The 26665-nt window shown below is 56.3% G+C and carries 29 protein-coding genes; 18 read left to right on the forward strand and 11 right to left on the reverse strand.

What is annotated here, in order from left to right:
* Positions 1–84 precede the first annotated feature (84 nt).
* Positions 85–372 (forward strand): DUF6916 family protein, encoded by a 288-nt coding sequence (locus tag ABNH10_RS08065; protein WP_349385452.1) that lies wholly within the window; start codon positions 85–87, stop codon positions 370–372.
* Here the strand turns inward: ABNH10_RS08065 and ABNH10_RS08070 are convergent.
* Genes ABNH10_RS08070 through ABNH10_RS08095 form a run of 6 tightly spaced genes read right to left on the reverse strand, consistent with a single transcriptional unit; the run spans position 347 to position 3858 of the window.
* Positions 347–820 (reverse strand): GNAT family N-acetyltransferase, encoded by a 474-nt coding sequence (locus ABNH10_RS08070; protein WP_349385453.1) that lies wholly within the window; start codon positions 818–820, stop codon positions 347–349. The two genes, ABNH10_RS08065 and ABNH10_RS08070, sit on opposite strands and share 26 nt — an antisense overlap.
* A complete protein-coding gene (locus tag ABNH10_RS08075) occupies positions 820–1236 on the reverse strand; it encodes a phage tail protein (protein WP_349385454.1) in 417 nt (138 codons plus the stop codon). Before ABNH10_RS08075 ends, ABNH10_RS08070 begins: the two co-directional genes overlap by 1 nt.
* An 8-nt stretch (positions 1237–1244) precedes the next feature.
* A complete protein-coding gene (locus ABNH10_RS08080; protein ID WP_349385455.1) occupies positions 1245–1643 on the reverse strand; it encodes a phage tail protein in 399 nt (132 codons plus the stop codon).
* 13 nt (positions 1644–1656) lie between these two features.
* A complete protein-coding gene (locus ABNH10_RS08085; RefSeq protein WP_349385456.1) occupies positions 1657–2076 on the reverse strand; it encodes a phage tail protein in 420 nt (139 codons plus the stop codon).
* A 7-nt stretch (positions 2077–2083) separates the two neighbouring features.
* Positions 2084–2857, reverse strand: a complete 774-nt coding sequence (locus tag ABNH10_RS08090; RefSeq protein ID WP_349385457.1) for a hypothetical protein — start codon at positions 2855–2857, stop codon at positions 2084–2086.
* On the reverse strand, positions 2857–3858 hold the full coding sequence (locus ABNH10_RS08095; protein ID WP_349385458.1) for a DUF8740 domain-containing protein: 1002 nt from the start codon (positions 3856–3858) through the stop codon (positions 2857–2859). The genes ABNH10_RS08090 and ABNH10_RS08095 overlap by 1 nt, the downstream gene beginning before the upstream one ends.
* 194 nt (positions 3859–4052) lie before the next feature.
* Here ABNH10_RS08095 and ABNH10_RS08100 point away from each other — a divergent pair, with 194 nt between their 5' ends.
* The 11 genes from ABNH10_RS08100 to nqrM all read left to right on the forward strand — a co-directional run bounded on the left by ABNH10_RS08100 (position 4053) and on the right by nqrM (position 14853).
* Positions 4053–4931, forward strand: coding sequence for an acyl-CoA thioesterase (locus ABNH10_RS08100; RefSeq protein WP_349385459.1), 879 nt, complete (start codon positions 4053–4055; stop codon positions 4929–4931).
* Complete coding sequence (locus ABNH10_RS08105) at positions 4928–5524, forward strand: uracil-DNA glycosylase family protein (protein ID WP_349385460.1); 597 nt, start codon at positions 4928–4930, stop codon at positions 5522–5524. Before ABNH10_RS08100 ends, ABNH10_RS08105 begins: the two co-directional genes overlap by 4 nt.
* Before the next feature lie 201 nt (positions 5525–5725).
* On the forward strand, positions 5726–7165 hold the full coding sequence (locus tag ABNH10_RS08110) for a glyceraldehyde-3-phosphate dehydrogenase (protein WP_349385461.1): 1440 nt from the start codon (positions 5726–5728) through the stop codon (positions 7163–7165).
* A 268-nt stretch (positions 7166–7433) separates the two neighbouring features.
* Positions 7434–8780 (forward strand): Na(+)-translocating NADH-quinone reductase subunit A, encoded by a 1347-nt coding sequence (locus ABNH10_RS08115; protein ID WP_349385462.1) that lies wholly within the window; start codon positions 7434–7436, stop codon positions 8778–8780.
* 2 nt (positions 8781–8782) lie between these two features.
* Positions 8783–10042 (forward strand): NADH:ubiquinone reductase (Na(+)-transporting) subunit B, encoded by a 1260-nt coding sequence (locus tag ABNH10_RS08120; protein WP_349385463.1) that lies wholly within the window; start codon positions 8783–8785, stop codon positions 10040–10042.
* Positions 10042–10863 (forward strand): Na(+)-translocating NADH-quinone reductase subunit C, encoded by an 822-nt coding sequence (locus ABNH10_RS08125; RefSeq protein WP_349385464.1) that lies wholly within the window; start codon positions 10042–10044, stop codon positions 10861–10863. The genes ABNH10_RS08120 and ABNH10_RS08125 overlap by 1 nt, the downstream gene beginning before the upstream one ends.
* Entirely contained in the window at positions 10863–11528 is a 666-nt protein-coding gene (locus tag ABNH10_RS08130; protein ID WP_349385465.1) for an NADH:ubiquinone reductase (Na(+)-transporting) subunit D, read from the forward strand. The genes ABNH10_RS08125 and ABNH10_RS08130 overlap by 1 nt, the downstream gene beginning before the upstream one ends.
* A gap of 12 nt (positions 11529–11540) precedes the next feature.
* Positions 11541–12161: an NADH:ubiquinone reductase (Na(+)-transporting) subunit E gene (nqrE, locus tag ABNH10_RS08135; protein ID WP_349385466.1), complete on the forward strand. Its 621-nt coding sequence runs from the start codon at positions 11541–11543 to the stop codon at positions 12159–12161.
* Between the two features lie 15 nt (positions 12162–12176).
* Complete coding sequence (nqrF, locus tag ABNH10_RS08140; RefSeq protein ID WP_349385467.1) at positions 12177–13406, forward strand: NADH:ubiquinone reductase (Na(+)-transporting) subunit F; 1230 nt, start codon at positions 12177–12179, stop codon at positions 13404–13406.
* 198 nt (positions 13407–13604) lie between these two features.
* The gene (locus tag ABNH10_RS08145) at positions 13605–14615 is read left to right on the forward strand and encodes an FAD:protein FMN transferase (RefSeq protein WP_349385468.1); all 1011 of its coding nucleotides are present in this window, start codon (positions 13605–13607) and stop codon (positions 14613–14615) included.
* Between the two features lies 1 nt (position 14616).
* On the forward strand, positions 14617–14853 hold the full coding sequence (nqrM, locus tag ABNH10_RS08150) for a (Na+)-NQR maturation NqrM (RefSeq protein WP_349385469.1): 237 nt from the start codon (positions 14617–14619) through the stop codon (positions 14851–14853).
* A gap of 148 nt (positions 14854–15001) precedes the next feature.
* On the opposite strand, the gene ABNH10_RS08155 is transcribed toward nqrM, so the two are convergent.
* Positions 15002–16141 (reverse strand): GNAT family N-acetyltransferase/peptidase C39 family protein, encoded by a 1140-nt coding sequence (locus tag ABNH10_RS08155; protein ID WP_349385470.1) that lies wholly within the window; start codon positions 16139–16141, stop codon positions 15002–15004.
* A gap of 130 nt (positions 16142–16271) precedes the next feature.
* On the opposite strand from ABNH10_RS08155, the gene ABNH10_RS08160 reads away from it, so the two are divergent.
* Complete coding sequence (locus ABNH10_RS08160) at positions 16272–17441, forward strand: patatin-like phospholipase family protein (RefSeq protein ID WP_349385471.1); 1170 nt, start codon at positions 16272–16274, stop codon at positions 17439–17441.
* Here the strand turns inward: ABNH10_RS08160 and ABNH10_RS08165 are convergent.
* Positions 17405–18208, reverse strand: a complete 804-nt coding sequence (locus ABNH10_RS08165) for a glycerophosphodiester phosphodiesterase (protein WP_349385472.1) — start codon at positions 18206–18208, stop codon at positions 17405–17407. The genes ABNH10_RS08160 and ABNH10_RS08165 overlap by 37 nt on opposite strands.
* A gap of 120 nt (positions 18209–18328) precedes the next feature.
* Between ABNH10_RS08165 and ABNH10_RS08170 the strand changes: the two genes are divergently transcribed.
* The 3 genes from ABNH10_RS08170 to ABNH10_RS08180 all read left to right on the forward strand — a co-directional run bounded on the left by ABNH10_RS08170 (position 18329) and on the right by ABNH10_RS08180 (position 21586).
* Positions 18329–19483 (forward strand): sulfotransferase, encoded by a 1155-nt coding sequence (locus ABNH10_RS08170; protein ID WP_349385473.1) that lies wholly within the window; start codon positions 18329–18331, stop codon positions 19481–19483.
* A 194-nt stretch (positions 19484–19677) separates the two neighbouring features.
* The gene (locus ABNH10_RS08175) at positions 19678–20856 is read left to right on the forward strand and encodes a glycosyltransferase (RefSeq protein ID WP_349385474.1); all 1179 of its coding nucleotides are present in this window, start codon (positions 19678–19680) and stop codon (positions 20854–20856) included.
* Complete coding sequence (locus ABNH10_RS08180; RefSeq protein WP_349385475.1) at positions 20846–21586, forward strand: polysaccharide deacetylase family protein; 741 nt, start codon at positions 20846–20848, stop codon at positions 21584–21586. The genes ABNH10_RS08175 and ABNH10_RS08180 overlap by 11 nt, the downstream gene beginning before the upstream one ends.
* A gap of 62 nt (positions 21587–21648) precedes the next feature.
* Here ABNH10_RS08180 and ABNH10_RS08185 read toward each other — a convergent pair whose 3' ends face one another.
* From ABNH10_RS08185 to ABNH10_RS08195, 3 genes are read right to left on the reverse strand one after another with little or no spacing between them, the layout of a single operon-like run.
* The gene (locus ABNH10_RS08185) at positions 21649–22542 is read right to left on the reverse strand and encodes a carbon-nitrogen hydrolase (RefSeq protein ID WP_349385476.1); all 894 of its coding nucleotides are present in this window, start codon (positions 22540–22542) and stop codon (positions 21649–21651) included.
* 32 nt (positions 22543–22574) lie between these two features.
* Complete coding sequence (locus tag ABNH10_RS08190; protein ID WP_349385477.1) at positions 22575–23588, reverse strand: agmatine deiminase family protein; 1014 nt, start codon at positions 23586–23588, stop codon at positions 22575–22577.
* A gap of 41 nt (positions 23589–23629) precedes the next feature.
* A complete protein-coding gene (locus ABNH10_RS08195; protein WP_349385478.1) occupies positions 23630–24565 on the reverse strand; it encodes a hypothetical protein in 936 nt (311 codons plus the stop codon).
* Positions 24566–24746: 181 nt separating this feature from the next.
* Between ABNH10_RS08195 and ABNH10_RS08200 the strand changes: the two genes are divergently transcribed.
* Both ABNH10_RS08200 and lolD read left to right on the forward strand, forming a co-directional pair.
* The gene (locus ABNH10_RS08200; RefSeq protein WP_349385479.1) at positions 24747–25982 is read left to right on the forward strand and encodes a lipoprotein-releasing ABC transporter permease subunit; all 1236 of its coding nucleotides are present in this window, start codon (positions 24747–24749) and stop codon (positions 25980–25982) included.
* A complete protein-coding gene (gene lolD / locus ABNH10_RS08205) occupies positions 25975–26661 on the forward strand; it encodes a lipoprotein-releasing ABC transporter ATP-binding protein LolD (protein WP_349385480.1) in 687 nt (228 codons plus the stop codon). Before ABNH10_RS08200 ends, lolD begins: the two co-directional genes overlap by 8 nt.
* Positions 26662–26665 lie beyond the last annotated feature (4 nt).

The following is a 26665-nucleotide window of genomic DNA, read 5'->3' on the forward strand; positions in this document are numbered from 1 at the left end:
GCATTCGGTGGGCGCATATTGTAGCCAAGGGTGACGGTGCCGTCAGCGCCGTCTACACTGCGTAGCATCTTTTGGGGAGGTGACATGATCACATTACAACAATGGAAAGATTGTGAAGGACAGGCGTTTGCGCTGGAAAATGGCGATAACCTGGTGCTGGCAGAAGTGAACCTGCCGGTGTCTCCTGAGGGCTGGGAATGCTTTTCCCTGCTGTTTGCGGGCCAGCTACAACTGGAGCAGGGCGCCGTAACCTTGCGCAATGAGGGGCTGGGTGAGTCGTCCGTGTTTCTGGTGCCTGTGGGGCCGCTGGGCGCTGGCGATGGTACGCAATATTTCGAGGCGGTTTTCAATCGTCAGCTTGCCAGCGCATAAGCAGGTAGACACCTTTGTCTTCCTGTTCCACAAAGCCCAGTCGCTGATATAACCGCCGCGCCGGGTTGTTGCTTTCCACGTGAATGGTCAGGGGCTTGCCGGACTGGCGAGCCCGTGATTGCAGGGTGGAGAGAATCTGTGACCCCAGCCCTGTACCGCGAAAGGCGGGCAGCAGGGCGATATCCACAATGCGCATTTCTCGCTCCCAGTCCGAGAGATACAGCCGTCCGGCGGTTTCCCCGTTTAATTCAATCAGGTGCCGTTCCGCTTCCGGATAATGCTTAAGGTAGTGTTCGTGCTGCGCCTTGGCCTGCAGGGTCAGGAAGGCATCCTGCTGTGCTTTGGGCCAGCCGGTTTGCGCCACTTCTTCCTGGCGGGTGCTGGTGTAGATGGCCAGTAACATCGGTGTGTCGCTGTCACTGGCCGGGAGTAAACGGTAGCTATGCATTACGAACGGGAAGGGTAAACGCCGAACAGGGCCACAATGAAATTCACAAACAGTTGTGGTGTGACCGATTCTGCACCCACCGGAAGTGCATCCCAGGTCTGTTGCGTTTTTCCCAGGCCGCGATCAATGCTGACGCTGGTGGTAGCCACAACAGCACCGCTGGCATTGCTGCCGCTTTTGGCGCCCAGACGAACCTGAGCAAGCCCCGGCCCCGTGCCAGCGTGTACCGGGGAGCGCCCGCGGCAATCCGGTAAACCGAAGGTGGTTTCGCCGTCGCCACCGTAAATGGTGCCGAACAGGGAAAACAGTGCATCGTTCTGTGATACGGCCAATAGTTGCCCATCACAGAGTGCCCAGCCTCGTGGAGCAAAATTGCCGGCAAACATGCGAATTTCGCCTACAAAGGGTTCAGACATAGGAGCCTCTAGCTTCTGCTGGGAAAAAGCCCTTGCAGGGCGATGGCAAAGTTTAGCGCGATGGAGTGCATCTGCGCGCTTTGGGTAGCAACTGGCGTGCTATTCAGAGTGCTGCCCAGGTTGCGATCCAGGGTCAGGCTGTCCAGGGTGTCCCCGTTTTCGGTGTCGCTCAGGGTTCCCCCTAGGCTGCCTTGATTGATGCTGCTGCCCGGATGCATTGGCGTGCGGCCACGCAGTTCCGGTAGCGCAAAGCTGGTTCTGCCGTCGCCGCCGTAGGTGGTGCCCAGCAGAGAGTACAGGGACAGGTTCTGGTTGATGGGCAGAATCTGACCATCGCAAAACGCCCAGCCCCTGGGGGCAAAATTGAAGCCGTAAATGCGGATTTCAGCGAGAAAGGGTTCGCTCATCAGTAAATGACTCCTAGCTTCTGGATGGGAACAGCCCTTGCAGGGCAATAATGAAATTCAGGCCCAGGTAAGGGTGGCGCTGATCGCCCCCAGGTATTTTGGCGGCAATAGTGCGGGTGCTCTGGCTACTCCCCAGGTTGCGGTCCGGCGTGATGCCCTGCACAACCTTTACGGTCGACGCGCTATTTTGCTCAACCTGGCCCAGTCTGTATGACGGGAGCCCGGGGCCCTGACCGGGGTGTGCGGGTGCCCGGCCTTGCAGATTGGGCAAGGCCATTGTGGTACGGCCATCACCGCCATAAGTGGTGCCGATGAGGGCGAACAGGGCAGTATTCTGGCTGATAGGCAAAAGTTGCCCGTTACAGAAAGCCCAGTTACGCACAGCAAAGTTACCCGCAAAGATGCGGATTTCGGCGATAAAGGGTTCGCTCATAGTGGCCTCATACGCTGATCAGCAGGTTACTGCCCGGTTGCCAGCTCAAGTGAGCCAGCTGTTGAGCGCTGGTTTGGGGGAGCGTCAGTAGCGGGGTGGAACGATCTGCCCAGCAAAGTTGTTTCTGGCAACGGTCCATGACCAGCAACTGGTCGTTTACGGCGGCAATGACGCTTGGCATGTTCAAGCTGCTGACTTCGCTGCCCAGCGAGTGGCCGGCTAGCGAGAAGTGATGCAGCCGTCGGTCACCGAGAGTGAGCAAGCTAATGCGGTCGCCGGTTTTTGCCAGCGAGGCGGGGCCATTTAGCGGGTGATCGCTCTCAAGCCGATGTTGAATGCCGGTGTATAGATTTAGGCTAACCAGGCGGTGGCCGTGCACGTCGGCAACAATAGCGTGTTCGCCACTGAGCACAAAGTCCGCCGGTTCCAGTAAATTGTTCAGCTCGACCAACCGGGCCAGGGAGCCGTCCGGGCGGAACCAGCGTAGCTGGCGCTGGCCGCGATCGAGCAGGACCACGTTGTCGCCGTCGAGCGCGGCCGCCACGATACGGGTGTCGTAGGAGGCGCTGGAGGTCAGGTTCAGTGTGTTGCCACTGCGTTGCCACAGGGCTTGGCGGCCATGGTCATTGACTTGCAGGCGCTGGTTATTGCCTAGGGCAATGGCGCGGATGCCACTGACCAGTTCCACACCGGTGGCGATGGGGCCAGCGGCCAAAGGCGTGCTTAACAGCACTCCGGCCGCGCCCCCTGCAGCGATGAATTGCCGTCGGGTGAGGGCCATCAGTTGGTGACCGCGCAAGTGATAGTGATAGTGGCCGGTGTGGCAGCGGCGCCGGTCTGCCACGTTTCGCAGCTGCCATTCCAGGCGTTGGCAGCACTGGGGTGGCTGTTAGTGATGTAGCTGTTGCTGGCACATTGAACGCCACCGGCAAGCACCACGCCGCTATCGCACTGGCAGCTTGCGGCGCTGTTGCAGGCTTTCTGGGTAACATTGTTGGTGCTGAAGGTGCCTGCGGGACCTGTCATGCCAGTAGGGCCCATCGTGCCTGGGGAGCCCATCGGACCGCTAGGACCCATCGTGCCTGCGGGGCCCATCATGCCGGGAGTGCCTGGGGAGCCAGGCATGCCTTGGGGGCCCATTGGGCCGATAGCACCGGGGGGGCCTTGCGGCCCGGTTGGGCCAGGGGTGCCAGCAGTGCCTGCGTCGCCGGTATCGCCCTTCGGGCCAATCAGTCCGCTCTCTGAGCCAACCCATTGGCCGAATTCATTAATCACAAGGTTATCGGCGATGCTGATCGTGCGGGGGGTTATGTCGCCATTAACTTGTTCGGCTTCACGAGCCTGTAAGGCGTAAGGGACGCTACCGGTGGTGACTGCCATCCGCGGCGTCATTTCGCTGTCGCCGTCGATGGCGAGGCCCAGCTCTACTTGGTTGCTGCCGAGCAGATCGTTGGGCAATGGGTTGTGGGGATCGTCACCGAGAATCACGCTATAGCGGCCGTCTTCGGCGGTGATGGTCTGTGTCTCGGTCCATAGAACGGCGCCGAGACCCTGAGGGTCGGTGGCGGTGCCGCTGTTGGTTTGGTAATCGGTGGTGCGCCCTGACATGTCATAAAGGGTGACCACAACATCAAAGGTTCCATGAAGAGGACGTTGGGAGCTGAGATCGGTGAGATAGCCCTGTATCACTAGGCGAGAGGGAACCTCGGCGTGAACGGAGGTTGTGGCAAACGCGCAGAGAAGCACTATTGCCGATAGGCAATAGCGAAGTGGTTGAAGCATCAAATTTTCCCCCAGTGATGCAGAAGGTTGGTCCTTCTGTCGTCGTTGTGGACAATGTTAGGCATCTTCTGGTGCAACAGACAAGTTCTATTCGCGATTCTTCCTGCCTATTTTTTGGTGCGCCGTCAATCTCAACATTCTTTCGGGTTGCAGGTAGGATGCGACCATTGGTTTTATTGCACAGAGGGTTGAGTATGAAGGCATCGGTTCAGGAACTGATGAATCTGTTCGATTTAGAGCAGCTGGAGAATAATTTGTTTCGGGGGCAAAGCGAGGCCAATGGGCAGCGCAGTGTGTTTGGTGGTTTGGTGGCTGGGCAGGCGTTGTTGGCTGCCTCGCAGACGGTGGATGATGCACGCCCCGTGCACTCCTTGCATGCGTATTTTTTGCGCCCCGGCGACTTTAATGTGCCGATCGTCTATTACGTTGACCGGATACGTGATGGCAAGAGTTTCACCACGCGCCGGGTGGACGCGATCCAGCATGGTCGGCCGATCTTCTCTCTGGCGGCGTCTTACCAAGTGGCGGAGGAGGGGGTTTCCCATCAGTCAGTTATGCCCGACGTGCCGGGGCCAGAGGGCCTCGAGAATGATGAGGGCATTCGCATGAAGCTGGTGGATCGGTTGCCAGAGCAGTTTCGAAAGGATTTTCTGACTGACCGGCCGGTTGAGTTTCGGCCGGTGACGCCGAAAGATTCCATCTCCTCTGAGCCCCAGGACCCTGTCCGCGAGGTTTGGTTCAGGGTGGTAGATCGGGTGGATGCCAACCCGATGATCCAGCGGGCTTTATTGGCCTACTGCTCCGACTATGGCCTGATGGGCACCGCCATGCTGCCTCACGGAATGAATTTCTGGCAGCCTAATGTGCAGTGCGCGAGCATTGATCATGCCATGTGGTTCCATAATGATTTTCGGATTGATGAGTGGCTGTTGTATCGCAGTGATAGCCCCTTCTCGGGCGGTTCTCGCGGGCTGAATTTCGGTGCTATTTATCGCCAGGATGGCACCTTGGTGGCGTCGGTGGCTCAAGAAGGGTTGATGCGCCTGCATCCCTCGGACAGCCCGGCGGAATGACAGAGCTGATCGACCTGCTGGAAGATGTTCGTGCTTGCCGGCTGTGTGAGCCGCATCTGCCGTTGGGGCCGAGGCCGGTGGTGCAGGCCGGTCAGGGCGCGCGGTTACTGATTGTGGGGCAGGCGCCGGGGACCCGCGTTCATGAAACCGGGATTCCCTGGAACGATCCGTCCGGCGAGCGGCTGCGAGACTGGCTACAGATTGGCCGTGAAACGTTCTATGACGAGAGTCAGGTCGCGATCGTCCCTATGGGGCTGTGTTATCCGGGCCGGGGCAAGGGTGGGGACCTGCCGCCGCGACCGGAATGTGCGCCCCAGTGGCATGGCCCTTTGCTGGCGGAGTTGCCCAATCTGCGGCTGACATTGTTGGTAGGACGGTATGCCCAACGCTTTTATCTGGCGAAGCCCGGCAAAACACTCACAGACACAGTGTGGCATTTTGCCCGGGCGCTGGATCAGGGTTTTTTCCCACTACCCCACCCCAGCCCCCGCAATCGCCTGTGGTTGCGGCAACGGCCCTGGTTCGAGGAAGAGGTGGTGCCGGTGCTGAGGAAACAGGTTGTCTCCGCCTTGCACAGGGCGCCGGACGAATGATACTCCTGTAGTAGCGGGTGTTTATCTTTGTCTGCGCCGGATAGCGGGTTTTGGCGTGCTATCTTCCGCTAATCCGGGTGGATAATGTGGTCTTTTGGCGCTATTATGCGCGCCCCGAACTCCACCACCGCAGGTGAGATGGGAAGCATGGCAATGATGCCGCTCTCCGTCGCCTGAACCCAAACTGAGAGGGCCATCTCCGTGAGCAAACTGGAAGACCATTTCGGACGCTGGAAGAATCGCGAAGAAATTGCAGAAGCCATGATTCCCATGATTGGACGACTGCATCGTGAAAAGAATGTTACCACGACCGTGTACAGCCGTTCCCTGGTCAACAAGTCTGTTATCCAGATTCTGAAAAGCCACCGTTTCGTCAAGCAGGTTGAAGATTCTGAGCTGTCTGTGGTCGATACTTTCCCGATTCTTCAGGAAGTGGCGAAGTCGGATCTCGGCCCTTGTCGAATCGATATCGGTAAATTGGCGGTGGAGTACAAGAAAGACAATCGTGGCCTGTCGATTGAAGATTATGTCCGCGAAGAATTGTCTGAAGCAGTGAGCAGCAAAATCGACATGCCTGAGCGTACCGATGTGGTGTTGTACGGGTTCGGTCGTATCGGCCGTATTCTGGCTCGTCTGTTGATTGAGAAAGCCGGTTCCGGTGATGGCCTGCGCCTGAAAGCCATTGTGGTGCGTGAATCTGGTAAGGGTGATTTGCAGAAGCGCGCTAGCCTGATGCGTCGTGATTCTGTGCACGGCCCGTTTGCCGGTACTATCGCTGTTGATGAAGAAGACAACGCCATTATCGCCAACGGTAATTTCATCAAGGTGATTTACTCCAGCGACCCGGCGTCTATCGATTACACCGCTTACGGCATTGATAATGCTGTGGTGATTGATAACACCGGCAGATGGCGTGACGAGGAAGGCCTGTCTCAGCATTTGCAATGCAAGGGTGTCTCTCGGGTAATGTTGACCGCGCCAGGCAAGGGCAACATGAAGAACATCGTTCACGGTGTGAACAATGACCTGATCGAAGACAGCGACAAGATCATTTCTGCAGCAAGTTGCACCACCAATGCCATCGTTCCGCCGCTGAAAGCGCTGGAAGACAAGTTCGGTATTGAGTTCGGTCATGTGGAAACCGTGCACTCCTACACCAACGACCAGAACCTGCTGGATAACTTCCACAATGGCCCCCGTCGTGGTCGGTCTGCTCCACTGAACATGGTGCTGACCGAAACGGGTGCGGCCACTGCTGCCACCAAGGTGTTACCGAACCTTGACGGCAAGCTGACCGGCAACTCCATTCGCGTTCCTACTCCGAACGTGTCCATGGCGATCCTGAACCTTACCTTGGGTAAAGAAACTACCCTTGAAGAGCTCAACGATTACCTGCGTTGGGTAAGTCTGCATTCTCCGTTGCAGCGTCAGGTGGATTTCGTAAGCAGCCCGGACGCGGTATCTACCGATTTTGTCGGCTCCCGTCACGCCTCCGTAATTGACGCAGAAGCGACCATTGTTAATGGCCGTCACTGCGTGTTGTATGTGTGGTACGACAACGAGTTCGGCTACAGCTGTCAGGTTTTGCGTATCCTGCAGCAGATCTCCGGGGTGGAATTCCCGGCGTATCCAAAAGACTGAGCCCCGGAATGAAGAAGCCCGCCCCGCGGGCTTTTTTCGGTGTATTCTTCGCTTCTCTGTCGTACCAGAATAGATCTATACGACAAAAGGCGGGGGCTGACGGTGCTGGCGAACAGGCAGGTGCGACCTTATAATGTGCCCGCCGGGTTTTTGTCGGTATCCATTGCACATTCCGGAATTTGCGAACGTTTCCTGTAAAACCCGGTTTATCCGGGCCACTCAGGTGGCGTGCCTCGACTTCAGCAACATGCAACGTGGGCGAGAAACTATGATTAAAATCAGGAAGGGCCTTGATCTGCCCATCGCTGGTGCACCGCGCCAGGCGATTGAGGAAGGTCACCAGGTTCGTTCTGTTGCCGTGCTCGGCGGTGACTATGTGGGCATGAAGCCCACTATGGAGGTTCGCGAGGGAGACGTGGTCAAAAAAGGCCAGCTGATCTTTACGGACAAGAAAACCGAGGGTGTGAAATATACCGCTCCTGCGGCCGGTAAAGTGATCGCCATCAATCGCGGTCACAAACGTGTTCTTCAATCCGTGGTGATTGAAATAGCCGACCAGGAAGACGAAGTCACCTTCGCCTCTTACAGTGCTGACCAACTAAGCTCTCTTGATCGCGAGGCGGTGCAGCAGCAGTTGGTAGATTCCGGTGAGTGGACGCTGCTGCGCACTCGCCCGTTCGGCAAGGTGCCGGCACCGGGTAGTACGCCCAATTCAGTTTTCGTCTCTATTCTTGATACCAACCCTTTGGCGCTAGATCCGGCTGTGGTGATCAAGGAAAGTGAGCAGGCTTTTCGCCATGGTTTGACCGTGCTGAGCCGTCTCACGGATGGTCCGGTATGGGTCTGTCGCGGCCCCAATACCGATCTGCCCAGTTTGGTGGGCGGGCAGGTTCGTGAAGAAGCGTTTTCCGGTAAGCATCCGGCGGGCAATGTGGGAACCCACATTCACCATCTAGACCCGGTCGGTTTGAACAAGACGGTTTGGTCAGTGGGCTATCAGGATGTGATTGCTATCGGCAACTTGTTCACCGAAGGCAAGATTAGCTCCAGCCGTGTGGTGGCGCTGGCAGGCCCGCAGGCGAAAACTCCGCGCGCTTTACGTACCCGTGTGGGCGCCAGCGTGGACGATTTTGCCCAGGGTGAGCTGAAAGAGGGCGATAACCGCCTGATCTCCGGTTCCGTGCTGAACGGTCACAACGCCCGTGGCCCGATCGCTTGGTTGAGCCGGACAACAAACCAGCTGACCGTCCTGCGTGAAGGGCATGAACGGGAGCTGTTGGGTTACATTTCACCCGGCGCCAACCGTTTCTCTCTGATGAATATCTATCTGTCCAAGTTGATGCCGGGCAAGCGTTTCAATTTCACCACTACTACCAATGGCTCTGAACGTGCCATGGTGCCGGTGGGGGCCTATGAAGAAGTGATGCCACTGGACATTTTGCCGACCCAGCTGCTGCGTGCACTTATAGTGGGTGATACCGACAGCGCTACGGCCCTGGGCGCCTTGGAGTTGCTGGAAGAAGATCTGTCTCTGTGCACCTTCGTGTGCCCGGGCAAATATGAATACGGTCCGATTCTGCGCGACAATCTGACCACGATTGAGGCGGAGGGCTGAGCATGGGTATGAGAAAGTTTCTGGATGACAAAGTGTCCCCCCATTTTCACGAGGGCGGCAGATTCGAGAAGTATTACACCTTCTATGAAATGTTCGACACCATGCTCTACACCCCGGATTCGGTAACCCGTTCCGCGGCTCACGTACGTGATGGTCTCGACCTGAAACGGATCATGATGACGGTGTGGTTCTGCACCTTCCCGGCGATCCTGTTCGGTCTGTACAACACGGGCTACCAAGCCAACCTGCAGATCAGCGAGTTTGGCTACAGTGCCATCACTGGCTGGCGTAGCGATATCGTCATGGCGCTGACCGGTTTTGATCCGGGTAGCCTGTGGGCGAACGTGCTGCATGGTGCAGTTTATTACATCCCGATTTTGCTTACCGTGTACATCGGTGGCTTTATCTGGGAAGGCCTGTTTGCCTGGAAGCGCGGCCATGAGGTGAACGAAGGTTTCTTCGTAACGGGTATTCTGTTTACCCTGATTTTGCCCCCGGCGATTCCGCTGTGGCAGGTATTTCTGGGCATTTCCTTCGGCGTAGTGATTGGCAAGGAAGTCTTTGGCGGGACCGGCAAGAATTTCCTGAACCCAGCACTGGTGGGCCGTGCGTTCTTGTACTTTGCTTATCCGGCGCAAATGTCCGGTGATGCTATCTGGACGGCAGTAGACAGCTATTCAGGCGCCACTCCATTGTCACTGGCCGCGTCTGGCGACCTGAATTTTGCGGCCGGTCTGGCCGGCAATGCACTGACCGAGGGTGCCAATGCGGCCACCGCCAGCCTCACTTGGATGAACACCTTCCTGGGTGGGATTCAGGGCTCTATCGGTGAAACCTCCACACTGGCGATTTTGATCGGTGGCGCTGTATTGCTAATGACCAAGATTGCCTCCTGGCGCATCGTGCTGGGCGTGCTTTTGGGCATGCTGGGCATGTCTACACTGTTTAATCTGATCGGTTCCGATACCAACACCATGTTCGCAATGCCTTGGTACTGGCACCTGACTGTGGGCGGCTTTGCCTTTGGCATGATCTTCATGGCCACCGACCCGGTATCTGCCTCTATGACCAACGTGGGCAAATATGTCTTCGGTGCACTGATCGGTGTAATGACGGTGTTGATTCGGGTGATTAACCCGGCCTTCCCGGAGGGCATCATGCTGGCGATTTTGTTCGCTAACCTGTGTGCTCCATTGATTGATTACTTTGTCACCCAGGCGAATATACGTCGCCGCCTGCGTCGGACCGGGGGAGAAGTGTAATGGCTGGAAATAACGAAAGTGTCAGCAAAACACTGTTGGTCGCCTTCCTGGTGTGTGTAGTGTGCGGCGTAGTGGTTGCCACTGCGGCCGTGAGCCTGCGCCCGGTTCAGGCGAAGAACCAGCTTCTTGATAAGCGAATGAACATCCTCCAAGCAGCAGGTTTGTATCAAGAAGGTACGGATGTGCAAGAAGTGTTCAAAACCATCGAGCGCAAGTTTGTCGAAATCGAGACCGGCAAGTATGTAGATATGCCGGAATCCTATGATCAGCGTAAAGCTTCCAATGACCCAAGCCAGTCTCGGTCGTTGAGTGGCGACACGGATATTGCGGGTATCAAAAACCAGGCAAAAGTCGCCGAGGTGTACCTCGCCAAAGATGATAGTGGTGCGTTAAGCCGGATTATTGTGCCAGTTCACGGCTATGGCTTATGGTCTACCCTGTATGGGTTCCTGGCGCTCGAGCCGGACGCAAATACGGTGGCTGGGCTCGGTTTTTACGAACACGGTGAAACCCCGGGTCTGGGCGGTGAAGTGGATAACCCCAAGTGGAAAGCACTGTGGGAAGGCAAGAAGCTTTACGGTGAGCAGGGTGAAGTGGAAATCCAGGTGATCAAAGGAACCGTGGATAGCAGAACCTCAAACGCGGAATACAAGGTTGATGGTCTGGCCGGCGCAACCCTGACCAGCAAGGGCGTAAGCAACTTGCTGCGTTTCTGGGTAGGCGAAAACGGTTTGGGCCCCTATCTAAAGCGTATGCAAGACGGTGATACCGCGGTGGCTTCGGATGCCGCGACGCCTAAGCAACCGGAAGGAGAGGCGTAATGGCGGAGAAAACAAAGGACATTCTGTTAGGTCCGATTTTCGACAATAACCCCATCGCTTTGCAGATATTGGGTATCTGTTCCGCGCTGGCGGTGACCAGTAACCTGAGTACCACGGCGACAATGTGTATTGCATTGACTGTGGTAACCGCGTTCTCGAACTTTTTCGTGAGTTCGATTCGCAACTATATTCCTTCCAGTATCCGCATCATCGTGCAGATGACCATCATCGCATCGCTGGTAATTGTGGTGGACCAGTTCCTCAAGGCTTATGCCTACAGTATTTCCAAGCAGCTGTCGGTATTCGTGGGGCTGATTATTACCAACTGTATCGTGATGGGGCGTGCGGAAGCGTTCGCCATGAAAAACCCGCCGATTCCTTCCTTTCTCGACGGTATTGGGAATGGCTTGGGCTACTCGGCAATTCTACTGGGGCTGGGTTTCATACGCGAACTGCTGGGCGCGGGTAGCTTGTTTGGGTATCAGGTTCTGCCGAAGGTTGCGGAAGGCGGCTGGTACATGACCAATGGCATGATGCTGCTGCCTCCCAGCGCTTTCTTCCTGATTGGGCTGTTTATCTGGGGCATTCGTGCCTGGAAGCCGGAGCAAGTGGAAGAGGACGACTTCAAGATGAAGCCTAACACCCGTGTCAGCGACGCGTTCTAACGGAGACGAGGAATGTTTGAACACTATTTAAGCCTGTTCGTCCGCGCCGTCTTTGTCGAAAACATGGCGTTGGCCTTCTTCTTGGGCATGTGTACGTTTATTGCGATCTCCAAAAAGATCCAGACTGCGATTGGTTTGGGGATTGCGGTGGTTGTGGTACTGACGATCACTGTTCCGGTGAATAATCTGATTTTGCACTACCTGCTTGAAGAAGGCGCACTTTCTTGGACCGGTAGCGAACAGCTTGCCAGCCTGGATCTGCGTTTCCTTGGGCTGCTTAGCTATATTGGCGTGATTGCGGCGATCGTGCAGATTCTGGAAATGACTCTGGATAAGTATGTGCCAAGCCTGTACAACGCGCTGGGTGTTTTCCTGCCGCTGATTACCGTGAACTGTGCCATCTTGGGTGCTTCTCTCTTTATGGTGGAGCGCGATTACGGCTTTGGCGAGTCTGTGGTGTATGGCGTCGGCGCTGGCGTGGGCTGGGCTCTGGCCATCACCCTGTTAGCCGGTATCCGTGAAAAGCTGAAGTACAGTGACGTACCCGATGGCCTAAAAGGCCTGGGCATCACCTTCATTACTGTGGGTCTGATGTCACTGGGCTTTATGTCTTTTTCCGGTGTGCAGCTGTAAGCGAGGGGTTGAATCATGAGTTTTGAGATTATTCTCGGTGTTGTCATGTTCACCGCCATCGTACTGGCGCTGGTGGCAATTATCTTGGCTGCCCGCTCTCGGTTGGTGAGTACGGGTAACGTGGAAATCGCCATCAACGACGATCCAGAAAAGTCCATTGAAGCCCCGGCTGGCGGCAAGCTGCTGGGCACTCTGGCAGATCAGGGTATCTTCTTGTCCTCTGCCTGTGGTGGTGGCGGTACTTGTGCCCAGTGTCGCTGTCAGGTACTTGAGGGCGGTGGAGACATTCTTCCTACTGAAGAAGGTCATTTCACCAAGGGCCAGATTCGCGATGGCTGGCGCTTGAGCTGTCAGGTCAGTGTGAAGCAGGACATGAGCATCCAGGTGCCTGAAGAATTCTTCGGAGTTAAAAAATGGGAGTGCGAGGTTGTTTCCAATAATAACGTTGCCACTTTCATTAAAGAGCTGACGTTGAAGCTGCCGGAAGGCGAGAACGTGGACTTCCGTGCGGGCGGTTATGTGCAGCTGGAAGCGCCGCCGTTTGATGTGAAGTTTTCCGACTTCGATATCGACGAGGAATATCGCGGTGATTGGGAACGTTTCAACTTTTTCGACCTAAACACCAAGAATAACGAAGAAGTGATCCGCGCCTATTCCATGGCCAATTACCCGGAAGAGAAAGGTATCCTCAAGTTCAATATCCGTATTGCGACGCCGCCGCCAGGCTCCAAGGATATTCAGCCGGGTATCATGAGTTCTTACGTTTTTAACCTGAAACCGGGCGACAAGATCACCGTATTCGGGCCTTTCGGTGAGTTCTTCGCCAAGAAAACCGACGCGGAAATGATCTTCATTGGTGGGGGTGCCGGCATGGCCCCCATGCGCAGCCATATTTTTGACCAGCTCAAACGGTTGAGTTCCAAGCGCAAGATCAGCTTTTGGTACGGAGCCCGGAGTGTTCGCGAGTGCTTCTACAATGAAGAGTACGACCTGCTTGCTGATGAAAATGATAACTTCGAGTGGCATTTAGCCTTGTCGGACCCCCAGCCTGAAGACAACTGGGACGGCCTCACAGGCTTTATCCATAATGTGCTGTTCGAACAGTATCTGAAGGACCATCCGGCACCTGAAGACTGCGAGTACTACATGTGTGGTCCGCCAATGATGAACGCGTCTGTCATCAAGATGTTGGAAGATCTGGGCGTGGAGCCAGAAAACATCCTGTTGGATGACTTTGGCGGATGATCTCAAACGCCGGCCTTCGAGCCGGCGTTTTGTTAGCGACAAGTTGCTATAACGCGATATTTGTTTTCAGGTTTTGACCGTTGCTGTTTGGCCCCCACCGTTAATCGCGGGCGAAGCCTCACAGAAAATGGCGCCTTTTCTGTGTTCCAGCCTGACGCTTGAAGCTTGTTTTTTGCTCTATACCTCCGGATCTGAACAATGCTCCGCATCCTCTCTGTACTGGCTCTTTCTCTGTCTCTGCTGCTTGGTGGCTGTGATGACAGCAAGAATCGTCTTTCTGCACTCAGTGGCCCGACCATGGGGTCCACCTGGAGTGTGAAATATACGGGTGCGCCGGATAAAGGTGTAGAAGCATTGAAGGCGGATATTGAAGCGGCACTGGAGCAGGTGAATGCACAGATGAGCACCTATCGCCCGGAGTCCAACCTCAGTCGTTTCAATAATGCCGAGCCTGGCGCTTTGGTATCGCTGCCTGCGGATACGGTGAAGGTGCTGGTTGCAGCATTATCCCTGTCGGAACAGACGGGGGGCGCCTATGACGTGACAGTGGGACCATTGGTCAACCTGTGGGGATTCGGGCCTGACTCGGGTCGATTTGAGCCACCGCAAGACAGTGACATTGAGAGGGCGCTTGGCCGGGTAGGCTGGCAGAAATTATTGCTCAACGAACAACAGTTGCTGCAGCCCGGGGGCGTGTATGTGGATTTGTCATCCATTGCGAAAGGGTTTGCAGTGGACAAGGTGGCAGGCCTGTTGGATCACCACGGTGTGAATAATTATCTGGTGGAAGTGGGTGGCGAATTACGTGGCAAGGGCTCCAAGCCCTACAATAAACCTTGGCGAGTTGCCGTCGAGAGGCCCATTGCAGGTGCCCGTGAGGTAGAGCAGGTGGTAGACCTTCAGGATATGGCGGTGGCAACCAGCGGCGATTATCGTAATTTCTTTGAATCGCAGGGGCACTTGTATTCCCATACGATTGACCCACGTACGGGTTACCCGGTGGAACACAAGCTTGCCTCGGTATCCGTTTTGCACAAGAGTGCAATGATGGCAGACGGGCTAGCCACGGCCATGACGGTGCTGGGGCCGGAGCAAGGAATGGCTTTTGCCAAAGACCATGAACTGGCCGTATTTTTTATTGTCAGAACTGATAAGGGCGTGAAGGAGTTATCGACTTCGGCCTTTGATGCAATTATGGAGGGTCAGTGACATGTTCATGACTATTGTGGCGGCAGTAATTTTTATCGGCCTGCTTTTCGCTGGCATGGCTGTGGGCGTGATTCTTTCCAACAAGCCGGTAAAGGGCTCCTGTGGTGGCTTGGCGGCATTGGGCATGAAACAGGATTGTGAAATCTGTGGCGGTAACGACGACGAATGTGAAGAGAACATTCGCAAGGTTAACAGCGAAAAAGCGGCGGCACTGGGTAAGGACGTGATGAAGATCTAATATTGCGCCGTGATTGAAAGAGCCCGCCTTGTGCGGGCTTTTGTATCTGGCTTTCCATAGGAGTACCGTCGCTCCCCCCTCCCGGCGCTCCGCCATTCGCGGTCGACCTTCGAACGTTGCTACGCTTCATTCCTGCAGTAAGGTGTTTTCAGAGGTGGCTCAATACCACTGCTGTACGCAGTTTTGCCTGCCCGTATTGCCGCATTTGCTCAAACTTATCGCGTGTAATAGGGACATGTTGGCAATCCATGGGCACCTGGTCTTCGCTAGGGTCTGGATCGTGGATGTAGAAGCACTCCTCATCGCTGCCACTAATAGCGACCCAGTGCGGCGCTTTGCGCCCATCCAGTCGCCAGGTACTGATCAGCACTAACACAATGCTGCCGGCACTAATGGCGTTATTCAAATCGGTAATGCTGAAATCGTCGTAACAGACCGGGACCCTGTGCCGCGAGCATTCACTGACAAAATAGTCGTGCAAGGTAGTAATCACGGCTTTCTTGCCGCCGTCACGTACCGAATCCAGAAACAACGGACCGGCCTGGTTACACCAAACACGGGCGCTAAGCCCGCGCTGCCGAGCGGCCAGAGCGAGACCGAGCGGATGACAGCCACCATGGCCTGCGGTCATGTAGATGGTGGTGGCTTCACGCCATATCAACAGCTCTTCGGTGACCGTGGGCGCCTGTTTTTTCAGGGCCGCTAAGGCCATCAGTAGGCAGGCGGGCCCGCAAGTGAAAGGCGTGGTTTGCTGAACCCAAGGTAACTGCAAACGCCCTGTTTGAGTTGAGGCAGCGTGCGCTTGGCCTGTTAGGTCGGGTAAGTCAGCTAAATAGTGCAGCCGTTTTTGATAACGCAGAGCGTCTTCGTGGTCCTCGTAATAATCTACCGTCTGGGCAAACAGGCGGTAGCCCAAGCGTTCGTACAGAGCGATGGCCGCGGTGTTGTCTCTGCGGACTTCCAGGCGCAGAAACAGACGGCGTTGCTGATGTGCGTAGCCCTCGGCGGCGCCCAGTAACTGTTCTCCGAGGTTTTTGCCCCGCTGCTGCGGATCCACTGCTATGGAGTAAAGGCGAGCAAGCCGTGTGCCGGGTTGCAGCAACACCAGCGCATAGCCAGCCAGTTGTTGCTGTTCGTTCAGGGCAACGATAAGGCCGGCGTGCTGACGCTTGAGCCATTGGCGAAAACTGCGTCGGGTAAGGCGGTCGGACAAGAAACAGCGCTCCTCCAGTGCAGTGAGGCCATCTAGATCTTCGGGAAGAGCGGGGCGGAGAGAAAAAGCGCACATAATCCTTTGTCCTTGAAGGTCTTCAGAATAAGGCAGCCGGTATTGTCCTACCAGCATTATTGATGCGGTGAGTAGTGGTGGCGTGGCGGTCAGCGCGGCATACTGCACACAACAAACAGGGAGGGTATCAATGCATAAGCAGGATCCGGTCAGAGGATTGATATTGTCGGGCGGGGGGGCGCGTGGTGCTTACCAGGTCGGCGTTCTTGCAGCGATTGCGGAAATGGTTCCCCGTGGTGCACCGAACCCGTTTCCGATTATTTGCGGCACCTCGGCGGGAGCGATCAATGCGACGGCCTTAGCGGCAAATGCGGGCAACTACCGAGCTGGGGTACGAGGGCTGGAGCGAGTTTGGTCCAATATTACTGCTGAGCAGGTGTATCGCACAGACCTCTATGCCTGCATTCGTGGCGTGCTGCGTTGGTTTTTTTCTGGTGTGGCGACGGGCAAAACTCCGGAGCGAAGTTCGTTGCTTGATAATACGCCGCTACAACGATTGCTATCGCTGGTGATTAATTTTCGTCGTATTCAGGAGAGCTTGGATCAGGGGCATTTGCGAGCGCTGGCGATTACAGCTTCAGCCTATGCAAGCGGTGAATCAGTGAGTTTTTATCAAGGCACGGATGAGCTTGCCGAATGGACTCGCTCCCGCCGTAAGGGTAAGCGTTCGCAAATTGGGGTAGAGCATTTGTTGGGCTCAGCGGCCATTCCCATCCTGTTTCCCGCAACTAAGGTAGACAAGGCTTATTATGGTGACGGGGCACTGCGCCAGCTTGCTCCATTAAGCCCAGCGCTACATTTGGGCGCTACGCGCCTACTGGTGATTGGTGTGTCTGGTAATGTGAGTCCCGGCCATCTGCGTCAGCTAAGTGGGTACCCCTCAATGGCCCAGGTGCTGGGGCATGTGCTCAATAGTGTTTTCGTCGACACGCTGGAAGGGGATGTTGAGCGGCTTGAGCGCATTAATCACACTCTGTCGGCCCTGGGAGAGCGTGCGCGCAGGAAAAAAGATATCAAGCTGCGAGAGGTGGATGTATTAAAGATATATCCCTCTCGGCCCATTGATGAAATCGCGGCAGAACATCTTCGCGAATTACCTCGTTCCTTGCGGTTTTTTCTGCGCAGCTCCGGAGCGACCCGCTCTCCCGGAGCCAGTGCCATGAGTTACTTGCTATTTGAGCCTGGGTTCACCAATGCGTTGATTGAAATGGGCCGTAAAGATGCCATGGCCCGTAAAGATGAGATCATAGCGTTCTTGAGCGATCAGCCGTTAATGGAAGCGGCCTCCGAGGACGTGTAACAGTGCTTGCGGCGGAAGTGGCTGACAAAGCTGGTGGGGAAGTCGGTGATGATGCTATGCACCTTGAGTTTGGCAAGCCGTTCGGCTTCTGTCAGGTCGTTTACCGTCCACACAGAGACCTTTAATCCACGACGTTTCGCTCGACGCATCAGTGCAGTACCGACCAGTGAGTAATGAGCGATGACCCAGCTACAGCCCAGCCCCTTGGCTCTGCGAGTGGGTTGCAGGTAACGATACTGGCACACATAGCCTCGCTCGATATCCGGGGCCATGGTACCGATCATGCGCAGAAAACCGGTGTGACTTGAAGTGATTATCACCCGCGATTGTAGCTGCTGATCATGGATCATGTGCGTCAGGTGATGGGCCAGCTGGTGGAGGACGGTACGGTCTGCACCCTTCACTTCAAATTGAAAGCGCATTGCCGGGCCGCATAGTTCAATGACCTCCTGCAGTGATGGAATGCCGGTGGGGCTGTGCCAACCGGGGGTATTGCGGCGGGCGTCCATGACACCGAGCTGAGCGCGGGTGTATTGGCGTACATTGCCACGGACCCCGGTGGTGCGCGTCACGTCGCTGTCATGCAGCACGATCAGTTGGCCATCAGAGGATAACCGTACATCCAGTTCCATTTCGGTTACCCCGGCTTCTATCGCCACTTGGAAGCTGGCCAGGGTGTTTTCCGGCGCCTCACCGCGGGCGCCACGGTGGCCCACCAAGGCTGGATAGATTGACGAGGCGGTTAGGTCGGTCATGGGCAGTGTCATAGCGCTATTCTTTGCGAGAAAGATGACAGCGCTGTGACCGAGACACAAGAGCTACTGTTGTCATTTTTATGACTTGAAACTGTTTTATTGTTTCAACGTTTCTCGCCGCCGAGCTTCACCATGTTAAAGCTGTTGAAACGTTATAGCCGACTATTCCTGGCCAGCTGGGCTCCACGTTACCAAGGGCAAGGGCACGGCTTCTCGTTGCAACGACTGCTGGTGATGCTGGTGTTCTGGCCAGCTTTTTTGCTGGTGCAGGCGATTAATGGCATGGGGCTGGGGCTGGATTACCTGCTATTTCCGGGGTTTCGCCGGGTGTCGGTGCACCAGCCATTATTTGTGATCGGCGTGCCGCGCAGCGGTACCACTTTCCTGCATCGCCTGCTGGCGATGGATTCGCGTTTCACGACGACCGCCCTATGGGAGCTACTGTTCGCCCCCTCGATTACCCAGCGCTATTTCTGGACCGGTTTAGCGCGCATGGATAAGTGGATAGGCCGGCCGGGGGCTAGACTGGTCTGTTGGTTGGAACGGCGTCTGTTGGGTGGGCTGGATGGTGTGCACAAGACCGGCTTGCTTGATCCGGAAGAGGATTATCTGGGGTTGATCCCCGTATGGGGCTGTTTTCTGCTGGTGCTTGTGGTTCCCGTTTCTTCTCTCTGGCAACTGACGTTTCTGGATCGCGATGGCAGTGCGGATGAGAAACAGCGATTGATGCAATCCTACCGCCGCTTTGTGCAGCGCCACCTTTACTTCCACGGACAGGGGAAAACCCTGTTATCGAAGAATCCCTCGTTTACCCCGTGGATGGAAACTTTGGCAGAGGCCTTTCCGGATGCCCGTTTTATTGGTTGCCTGCGTAGCCCCACGGCGGCGGTGCCATCGCAGGTGAATTCGATCCTGATCGGTGCGCGCCTGTTTGATGGCCGCGACACTACCGTCTACTGGCGGGACGGATTTCTAGCAATGCTGGAATACTACTATCTGCATTTGATAGAAGTGGCCGAACAAATGCCGCAACAGCGTCGGGCGTTATCGGTGATGGAGACCCTGGTGCGCGCTCCCGGCGATACCGTGCTGGGTTTTTACCGTCGTTTTGGCTGGCAAGCAGACGCGCATTTCCGTGAGCAGCTGCAGGAGCAAGACCGCAAAGCCAAACAGTACCGTAGTGGTCACCACTACTCACTGGACGCCTTGGGCGTCAGTGATGAGGAATTGCTGCAGAGGTTTGGTTGGGTTTATGAGCGTTTTGGCTTTATCAAACCCGATGGCTAACGCCGCCCCTATGGGAAGCGATGCGCCCACCGCGAAGTGGCGGGAAGTGTTAGCGTCACCTGACGCCTGCGCATGTGGCATGTTGTATCTAGTGTGCAGCCTGTTTGGCTTTTGTCATACCTTGTCGCACTTTCCGCGTTATGGGTGGCCTTGCTGTCACATTCTCGACATGAGCGGCCCGGATACTGCCGTGCATGGATACCAAAGAGCTACGCATACTGTTTGTGGTGGATGCAATCAAAGGGCGGAATGGCGTAGGTGCCTATTTCCAAGACCTGGTGTCGCATCTAAAAAATCAAGTGGCGCAAGTGGAGTTGGTGCAGCCTTGCATGCACAATCCCCATCCTTGCCAAGGGGCGTCTGTTCCGATTCCGGGTGATCCCACCCAGCGTCTGTTTTTTCCCAAGGTGCGAGAACTCAGTGCCTTGGTCTGGGAAATGAAACCCGATGTGATCGTCATTCCTGGCCCCGGTATTTTCTCCATGATCGGGTACTGGATTGCCAAGAAATGGGGTATTCCGGTGTGCGTAACTTTCCAGACAGATTACAACCGTCTGGTGGAGCTGTATTGGGGTAAGCGGTTGGCGCGGCTGGCTGGGGGTTTTCTCAACTGGGTGAATCTCACTTTGTTTCAGGGCAGCGAAACCGCCGCCACCATCTGCGAATCGATGATCGTCCAGGCCCGTGCAGCAGGAGCGCGCAACCCTCAATTGGTAGGCACACCGTTGGCCCAAGAGTTCGTGCACACGCCAGTGGCGGAGCTGGATAATACGGTTCAGCGGGTCTGTTATGTGGGCCGGCTGGCGGCGGAAAAGAATATTGAATCCTTTCTCGCGCTGGCATCCCAGCGCCCGGATCTGCAATTTGAAATCGCCGGAGACGGCCCCCTGCGTAACAAGGTGGAAAACGCCTGCCGCGAACAGAATAATCTGCATTTCCATGGCTGGTGTACCCGTGAACAAGTGGTCAGCATGTTGGATCGCTGCCAAGTACTGGTGCTGCCTTCATCGGTGGAAGCCTTTGGCACGGTCGCGCTGGAAGCCATGGCACGTGAGCGGCTGGTGATTACTACGCCGGCCTGCGGCATCAACGAATGGCCGGCATTGGCTAATGGATTGTGGGTGATGAAGGCGGGGGAGAGCCTGTTCGATACTGTTGAGCGATTGCAGTCACTAAGCCCGGTGACTCGTGTATTCAAAGCCCGTCAGGCACGCCAGGCGGCTCTAGCCATGAACGACGATGCGGTTACCCAGTGGACGGCGGTGCTGGCCCACTGTGCTTCATTGGCGCCAACTTCGAGCCGGGCACTGCCTTCTCCCACCTTGGCGCTACTGCGTCGTTTGAGCAGCAATTATCTACGCAATGCGCTCTGACTTATTAACCGCGCTAGTCTCGATTCATGACGTGATGCCCGAGACGCGGGCGCAGGTAACGGCCATGCTGGCGCGGTTACGCTTGCCTTGTGAAGCGGTAACCTTGTTAGTGGTGCCGGGTAAAGATTGGCAGGAGGGTGATCTTGATTGGTTGCGAAGCCTGCAGAACTCGGGGCATCCATTAGCCGGGCATGGCTGGTCCCATCGTTGTCAGCCCCCCGTGACGCTTTATCACCGCTTGCACAGTGCGCTGTTGTCACGGGATGTGGCGGAGCATCTGTCGTTTTCCGGCGATGGTATTCACCGATTGGTGTGGGATTGTTATCGCTGGTTTATCCGAAACGGGCTGAGCCCCTCACCCCTCTATGTGCCACCGGCTTGGGCGCTGGGTGCGCTCTCTCCGGCGCAGCTTTCCCGGTTGCCATTTCGGTATGTGGAAACCCTTTTCGGACTCCATGATGCTCAAGAGCAAACGTTTACCCGGCTACCTTTAGTGGGCTTTGAGGCGGATACTGCTTTTCGGGCCTGGGTGTTGGGCTTTTCTAATGCGGTGAATATTAGCCGGGCTCGGCGCGCGGGGGTGCCGGTGCGTATCGGGTTACACCCGCACGATTTTGAGTTGCGCCTTGGCAACAGAATTTCACCGTTACTGAAATCCTTATCGCAGGCATTACCGTATCCGCAGTTAGGCCTGGAGCCCGGATTTATAGAGGATAGATCGGCACGTTAGGTACGTTACACGGTCACGGTTTCGCCCGCGCTGGCGTGAGAATGGCCGTTATGCGGTTAACGTCAGTCTCGAAAACGCTTGCCCAGGTCATCATAAGCATCCACACGCCGGTCGCGCAGATAAGGCCAGATGCGGCGGACGGATTCGCTGCGTTGCAGGTCTACATCGGCGAGCAGTACCTGCTCGTTATCGCTGTTGGCCTGGGCGAGGAATTCGCCCTGTGGCCCACAGATAAAGCTGTTTCCCCAGAACTGAATGCCACTTTCGTCCGCCGGGCTTTGTTCAAAACCGCTGCGATTGGCTACCAACACGGGCAGGCCGTTGGCGATGCCATGGGCCCGTTGAATCGTGATCCAAGCGTCCAGCTGGCGCTGTTGCTCGTCTTGTTCATCCGTGCGATCCCAACCGATGGCGGTGGGGTAGAGCAGCAGGTCGGCACCGGCCAGGGCCATCAGGCGAGCCGCTTCTGGATACCATTGATCCCAACATACCAGCAATCCCAGTTTGCCCACGCTGGTGTCGATGGGGGTGAAACCGCTGCGGCCGTCGTTGCAGTTGGCATCGCCGGGGGTAAAGTAGAATTTTTCGTAGAAGCCCGGGTCATCAGGGATGTGCATTTTGCGGTAGATGCCGGCCAAGCTGCCATCTTTTTCCAGAACGACTGCAGTGTTGTGATACAGGCCGCTGGCGCGCTTTTCGAACAGGCTGCCGACAATAACAATGCCAAGCTCTTTGGCCAGTTCGCCAAGGGTCTCTGTGCTGGGGCCGGGAATGGTTTCTGCCAGATCAAACACGCTGGTGTCTTCGGTTTGGCAGAAATACAGGCTGCGGTGCAGCTCCTGCAATAGCACCAGTTCCGCGCCCTGAGAGGCGGCGCTGCGCACCAGTGACAGCGAGTGGTCCAGGTTGGCTTGCAGGTCGGCGGTGTTGGTCTGTTGAATAACGGCAACACGCATGGGCGTTTTCCTTTGTGCGGTGGTGGCGTGGGTCATGCTGACAGGGCGCCTTGCGGTAACTGCATGGTGACACAGTGTAGGCTGCCGTGCTGTTCGATCAATACGCGGCAGTTGATGGCTTCCACGCGCCGTGAGCCGGCAACGGATTGCAGGGCATTGAGAGCTTGCTGATCCGTGTTGCAGCCATAGACTGGCAGCAAGATTTTTTCGTTGGTGATAAGGAAGTTGGCATAGGTGGCCGGCAGCCTTTCACCTTCGCGGCAATATTGGGCAGAGGGCAGTGCCAGCGGCACCAGGGTTAAATCATGTTGATCCGCTAGCCGTTGCAGCTCCAGCTCCATGGCAGCGAGGGTCGGGTAGTGGCGGTCAGCGGGGTCTTGACATTGGACATAGGCCAGGGTTTTCTCGTCTACAAAACGGGCCAGGGTATCCACGTGGGCGTCGGTATCGTCACCGTCCAGTTCGCCATGATCCAGCCACCAGATATCGCTGACGCCCAGTTGCTCTTTCAACTGTGCCGTGAGTTCCGCTTCTGAAAGGCCTGGGTTGCGATTGGGGTTACGCAGGCAGTGGCGGGTGGTCAGCAGGTTACCCTTGCCGTCGGTATCGAGGGCGCCGCCTTCGAGCACCAGGGCATGGCTTCGTAGGGGGAGTTGCCAGGGCAATTGTGCGTTGAGTGCATTGTCCTTGTCGGCGGCGAACTTGCCGCCCCAGCCCGTAAAGGTGTAATCCAGCAGGGAGGTTTTGCCGTCTTCATGGATGGCGATGGGGCCAAAATCCCGGGCCCAGGTATCGTTGTAATCTGCGATCACCAATTGTAGGCGTTGCGGGTCGATAGCCCGGGCCGCGACTTGCGCGTGAATATGCGCACCGGTTTGCGCGTTACGACACACCATCAATACATGCTCGTGGTCGAGCAGGGCAGCAAGGATATCCAGGTAACAGGTTTCGGCATCGGCCAAGTGATCGGCCCAATCGGTTTGGGCGTCGGGCCAGGCAAGTAGCACCCCCCACTGGGGGTGCCATTCAGGAAGAAGTTGGCGCATAGCGAAGAGGGTCCGCAGGGTTGGCTATGCGCGCGAGTGTGCTACTGGCGCGCGCCCCAGTCAATATAGAAACCACCGCCATCAGCGGCGTCATCGGTAGCGTCTTTTGCGGCGTCCTTTACGTCCTGAGCGGCTTGCTCCACCTGCTCGGTTTGCTTTGTTGCTTCCTGTTGGGCCTGAGACTGGGCCGCGTCCACGTCTTTGCTGGCTTCGTCTGCAGCGTTCCGGGCGTTGGCCCGAGTGTCTTCAACGGCCTGGTCGGCCGACTCTCTGGCTTGATTAGCGGACTGTCGTGCCTCTTGTTCCATGCTCTCGGCTTGTTTTTGTGCCGCCTGCTTTGGTGTGTCTTCACCGGCAAGGATAATGCGACCGGTTACCGGGTCGAAGCGAAACTCGCCTTCAGCGTCCGGGGCCGCTGCTGCTGGCTCGGATTTAGGGGCGGTTTGAGCCGGGCTTTCTGCTGGCTTGTCGGCTTGCGGTGCAGAGGTGGCTGCAGCAGCTTCAGACACTGCGGGGGCAACGGCGTCGGGTTTGGTCTCATTGTTGGCCGGTGCGGGCTCTGGTTTGCTGTCGCCCTTGCTGGCAAAGCGGCCGGAAACCGGATCAAATACAGGCCCGCCGGCCTCGTCATCACTATCGGCTGCCGGTGTCGCGGTACTTGATGGTGCTGCCGTTTTTTCCTGAATAGGAGGCAGGGCATCGACCTTCTGGCCAGAGAAAACGTCGGGTGCCGCACTTGCCGGGCGATCAACCACGGTGTGCAGAGTGGTATTTTTTTCGAAGTAAACAGTAAAGCCGTCGTAGTGCCAGCGGGTGATGGCGGGGATGCCCACTGGCCCTTTGCTTTGCTTGGGGGCACCGAATTCAGCTCGAACCTGGGATTGGGACATGCCACGCTGGGGAACGTCGGCTGCCAGTGAGGCAGCGGGCATGGCCAGCGCTGCTGAAGCCAGCAACGTCATTATTTTTATCTTCATTTTTTCCCCCGGCAATATTGTATTTTCTTTCGATATTAGAAAGTTAGGTAAACTTATTCAACCATTTTGCTAGCTGGCGAACGCTGACACCGATCACAAAGCGGTGTGCCGAAGCGTTCGCGCCGGTGGGGGACAGCGGTGGCCGTAGTATTTGCCTCGGGTTTCGGGTTAAATGCGCTGCATGTTTCGACCTCTATCCTTCTATGTGGGGCTGCGCTATACCGGCGCCCGCGCCCGCAACAGTTTTATTTCGGTGATTACACTGATTTCGGCACTGGGCCTGATGTTGGGCGTTGCGGTGCTGATAACGGTGCTTTCTGTCATGAATGGCTTTGATCGTGAGCTGCAAACTCGCATTCTCGGGATGGTGACGCACCTGTCCGTGCATGGTCGTGAGCCGGTGCAAGACTGGCAGGCGCTGGCCAACCGCTTGGATCACCATGACCAGATTGAAGCCGCCGCGCCGTTTGTGCAGCTTGAAGGTATGCTGACTCACCGTGGCAATGTGGCTGGTGCGTTGATTAACGGTATTGAGCCGGAAGCTGAGCGCAAGGTGTCCATTGTTGGTGACTTTATGCACCAGGGTGAGCTGGATAGCCTGGAGCCCGGTGAATTTGATGTGGTGCTGGGCTATGGCCTGGCACAGCGGCTGGGCGCGGAGCTGGGGGACAAGATAACCCTGGTGCTGCCGGAGGCGACTATTTCACCAGCCGGAGTGATGCCCCGTTTCAAGCGCTTTACCGTCACCGGTATTTTCCGGGTGCGGGCGGAAGTGGATTCCCTGTATGCCTATGTGAATGTGGCTGATGCGGCCAAACTGGCCCGCCAGGCAGGTACGGTGGAGGGGGTGCGGTTGAAACTGAACGATTTGTTCAGTGCATCGAATCTGGGCTGGAAGCTGCAGCAGGAGCTGGGGCCGAATTATTACACCAGCGACTGGACGCGAAGCCACGGCAACCTGTTCCAGGCCATCAAGATGGAAAAAACCATGATGACGCTGCTGCTCAGTTTTATTGTGGCGGTGGCGGCCTTCAACATCATATCCAGCCAGGTCATGTTGGTGACCGAGAAGCGCGGCAATATCGCGGTATTGCGTACGCTGGGGGCCTCACCGGGCACCATCATGCGTATTTTCATGGTGCAGGGCACCTTGATTGGTGTGGCTGGGACCTTGCTGGGCACGGTGCTGGGTGTGCTGTTGGCCACCAATGTAAGCAATATTGCCGAGTGGGTGGAAAAAACGTTCAACACCCGGCTGTTTGACGCCTATTTTGTGAATTACCTGCCCTCCGAGCTGCAGTGGTCCGATGTGGGTGCCATTGTAGGGATCGCGCTGTTTATCAGCTTTTCGGCCACCCTGTATCCTTCCTGGCGTGCCAGCCGGGTGCAACCGGCGGAGGCGCTTCGCTATGAATAATTCAACGCCTGTTCTGCAAGCAAAGAGGCTGGTCAAGGCTTACGAAGAGGGTAACAACGAGTTGGAAGTGTTGCGCGGTGTGGAGTTGACCGTAAATAAAGGCGACATCCTGGCAATTATTGGTGCTTCCGGTTCTGGCAAATCCACCTTGTTGAATCTATTGGGTGGGCTTGATCATGCTACCCGAGGTTCTGTGGCCATTGCGGGTACCTCTGTGGCGTCGTTGAACGACCGGGAGACCGGTCGATTACGTAACCGCTACTTGGGGTTCGTCTACCAGTTTCACCATCTGTTGCCTGAATTTACCGCGCTGGAAAATGTGGCCATGCCATTATTGATTCGTGGCGACAAGCCGTCAGATTGCCAAGCTCGTTCCGCCGAGATTCTTGAGCGGGTTGGGCTTGGCCCGCGCCTTAAACACAAGCCTTCGGCGTTAAGCGGTGGCGAGCGTCAGCGGGTGGCCATTGCCCGTGCACTGGTGACTGAACCTGCGCTGGTGATGGCGGATGAGCCCACCGGCAACCTGGATGAGCGCACGGCGGCACAGGTGCAAGCGCTGATGATCGAGTTGAATGAAAATCTGGGTACCGCGTTTATGATCGTGACCCACGATAGGGCGTTTGCCTCCCGCTGCCCGCAACAATACGAGCTGCATGACGGGTTATTGCGGCGGCTTTGAGTCG

It is taken from the genome of Alcanivorax sp. (assembly GCF_040119285.1).
Classification (GTDB): Bacteria; Pseudomonadota; Gammaproteobacteria; order Pseudomonadales; family Alcanivoracaceae; genus Alcanivorax.